The sequence below is a fragment of the Bacillus sp. GMa5/1 genome (genome assembly GCF_050172015.1).
GTDB lineage: Bacteria > Bacillota > Bacilli > Bacillales > Bacillaceae_G > Bacillus_A > Bacillus_A cereus.
Genome location: NZ_JBNLYC010000324.1, coordinates 1 through 2,845, shown reverse-complemented (window position 1 = coordinate 2,845; position 2,845 = coordinate 1). Strand labels below are relative to the sequence as shown.

Below are 2,845 nucleotides of genomic sequence, written 5' to 3'. Positions count from 1 at the left end.
ATCTTACACTTGAAAGTAGCTATGGTATTTCAAGTATGGAATGAAAAGAGGAGAATATAATCTTTAAAGATAAACAAGTTTATAGGAGGATTCTAAATGGATATTTTACTTGTTATTCTTATTATTGTTTTGATGCAAAGTAAAGAACGAAAAGTGAAAATAAACCGTATTTGGCTCATTCCGGCTTTGTTGTGTTTTGTAACAGTTCAATCCATTATTCATATGGGACAAATAACTTTGCTGCAAGGACTACTGTTTGTTGTAATGCTTGGAATTGGCTTATGTCTTGGGATTATACGGGGAAGAGCTTTAACATTTCGATTAGATAGTGAAACAGGTCATGTACTACGAAAAGGAAATTGGGTAAGTACAATAATCCTTCTTGTTATTTTAGGAGCAAAAATTATGATTAAACAAAGTATGTTTTCGGGTAGTACGCACCAGACATTAATGGTTGTAACAAATGCCTTTTTATGTATTACATTAGGCACTGTGATTAGTAGACGTTATTATATTTGGAAAAAATATAATGAATTAACACAAAAAGCGTAAATACATTTATCCCTTGTTTAACATTGCTAAGAACGGTAATACTAATTAACATTGAACTTTTACAACAAGGGATGATAATATGATATACATTTACACAGATTTTGGTGGAACACATACTACCTCACTAGCTGCAGCGTATCATTTAAATAAATTACCAACGGATCGCAAGTTAACGAAAGAAGAAATTTTGAATGTAGATTACTTTAATAAATTGAAAACAGAAGATATGGGAAAAATTATTTTTCATGGCATAGATGAACATGGTCATCCTGTATATACGATTGGATGCGGCGCATCAAAAGTGGTTGTACCAGCGATGAAGCATTTAGGAGAAATCTTGCAAAAACATTATCAAAGTCATGAAAAGATTATTTTTTCTAATACATCACCAACCGTACCTTTACCAATGACTTTCGGTGGGCTGTTTTCTAGAAGGTTCCATATCGATTTTATTGGCGTACCGTTACTCGTATGGGGAGCAAAAATTTGCTGTGATAATATACAAAGGCTTGTTAGTTATACAAAAGAAGCTGGCCGATTAACGAATGATTATGTTGTAATTTTAGATAATGAAACTTTTAAATAGTATATGATAAAAAGAAAATTGAGCAAATTCCTTGATTTTCTTTTTTATTTGTGAAATAGACAAGAAATAGTCACATTTAATATACATCTACTATAGCCAAAACAATAAAGTCCTGTTACTATTACAGGGATATTCTCTTTTCATAACATAAATATATAGAAAAATTAGAAAAGAGGAATTGAATTAAGGGAGGAACAACATGAAGCGTGTTGCTTGGATTACTGATAGTACAACTGCGAATTTTAAAACAGAAGGAGATAACTTTGTTATCCCAATCGAAGTTATTATTGATGGAATTTCGTACAAAGATTGTGAAGAAGGTGTACGTGAAAGGGTTTATAATGCGTTAAACGAAGGTAAAACAGTCACTACTTCACAACCTAATATTGGGGAAATGGTAGAGTTATTTACAAAATGCAAAGAAGAATATGAAGAAGGATTTGCAGTTGCTATTAGCGGAAAAGTAAGTGGAACCTACCAAAATATGAAGTTAGCTGCAGAAATGGCAGGTTTTCCATTAACGGTATTAGACAGTGAAACAACAAGTTATCCAATGGATGAACTAATTAGAAAAGCGAAATCGTTATACAATGATGGTATGACTTTACAAGATATACACAAAACATTAGTAGATGAAAAAAGAAGACCTTTTCATGTATTCCCAAAGAGTTTAAAAGGTCTATATGCAAGTGGCCGTGTAAAGGGCATGCAATTTTTACTTGGAAGTTTATTAAGTGTTAACTTAATATTAGAAGTAAAAGGTGGAGAGCTTTTACTTGAAAAGAAAGTTCGTAAAATCCAAAAATGTCGAGAATATATTAAAAATGAACTTGAAAAAGAATTACCAAAAGTACTTCACATGTTCCATGCTAACGATAAAGCTGGAGCTGAAGAATGGATTGCAGATATTAGACAAGCATTCCCTGAAATGGATTTCAAATTATATCCATTACCAATTTCATTTGCGGTTCATGCAGGTGAAGGAACAATAGCAATTAGTTATTAAGAAGAAAACCCGTGAATAATTCGCGGGTTTTTTTATTTATAAATGGTGCACACCACGCCACCATCAAGTTAAATTTTTATAGCACTCTAGAACGAAATTTGTGTTAACTCGAAACAAAAATCTTATTTTATCGTTTTTTGGGAGCAACCGCAATTTCTTGACTTGATTTGAGATTAAAAATATAAACCTTTTCCTACTGGCTGAACAGTTTCTAGTACAATATCAACCATTTCTTCATTAAGTAGGGTCCTTATAATCCAAGCTGATAGTTCTTGAGCAGCAAAACAACCCGCGGCAGTCGAGATATTTCCTTCGTTTACGAAACTTTGCTCAATAACGTCTACATCAAATTCTTTTAGCTGTTCTACTGCGGAGGGATATGTAGTAGCTTTTTTACCAGTTAGTAATTTTTTAGCTCCTAATAGTAGTGAACCAGAACACATAGATCCTATTAATTGTCTTTGAGGATCTACATGAATGCTATTAATATATTGTTGATTTTTATATAAATCCTTTACACCTTTACCACTTGCAAATATTACAGCGTCGGCAAAAGGGATATCAGATATGCTTCCTGTCATGGGAATACGCAAGCCAGACATAGATATATGAGTTTCTGCCGTTCCTAAAAGCTGGACATCCCAATCAGAAATACCACCGACTAAACGTACACGATTTAATAAATCCCATGGTAGAAAAAC

4 protein-coding genes are annotated in these 2,845 nt (G+C 32.8%); 3 read left to right on the top strand and 1 reads right to left on the bottom strand.

All coding sequences use genetic code 11. The features are described from left to right. Window positions 1–96 precede the first annotated feature (96 nt). The 3 genes from ACQGSG_RS28105 to ACQGSG_RS28095 all read left to right on the top strand — a co-directional run bounded on the left by ACQGSG_RS28105 (window position 97) and on the right by ACQGSG_RS28095 (window position 2,144). Window positions 97–552, top strand: a complete 456-nt coding sequence (locus ACQGSG_RS28105) for a DUF1453 family protein (protein WP_000353706.1) — start codon at window positions 97–99, stop codon at window positions 550–552. Between the two features lie 79 nt (window positions 553–631). After that, complete coding sequence (locus ACQGSG_RS28100; protein ID WP_000639421.1) at window positions 632–1,138, top strand: DUF3189 family protein; 507 nt, start codon at window positions 632–634, stop codon at window positions 1,136–1,138. A gap of 199 nt (window positions 1,139–1,337) precedes the next feature. Then, entirely contained in the window at window positions 1,338–2,144 is an 807-nt protein-coding gene (locus ACQGSG_RS28095; protein ID WP_000831921.1) for a DegV family protein, read from the top strand. Window positions 2,145–2,317: 173 nt separating this feature from the next. Here the strand turns inward: ACQGSG_RS28095 and ACQGSG_RS28090 are convergent. Next, window positions 2,318–2,845: DJ-1/PfpI family protein (locus tag ACQGSG_RS28090; protein WP_426948596.1), on the bottom strand; the 528-nt coding region annotated here is incomplete at its 5' end.

Excerpts from the sequence above, each read along its gene's own strand:
- ACQGSG_RS28105 (WP_000353706.1), top strand. The coding sequence starts at position 97 with ATGGATATTTTACTTGTTATTCTTATTATTGTTTTGATGCAAAGTAAA.
- ACQGSG_RS28100 (WP_000639421.1), top strand. The coding sequence starts at position 632 with ATGATATACATTTACACAGATTTTGGTGGAACACATACTACCTCACTA.
- ACQGSG_RS28095 (WP_000831921.1), top strand. The coding sequence starts at position 1,338 with ATGAAGCGTGTTGCTTGGATTACTGATAGTACAACTGCGAATTTTAAA.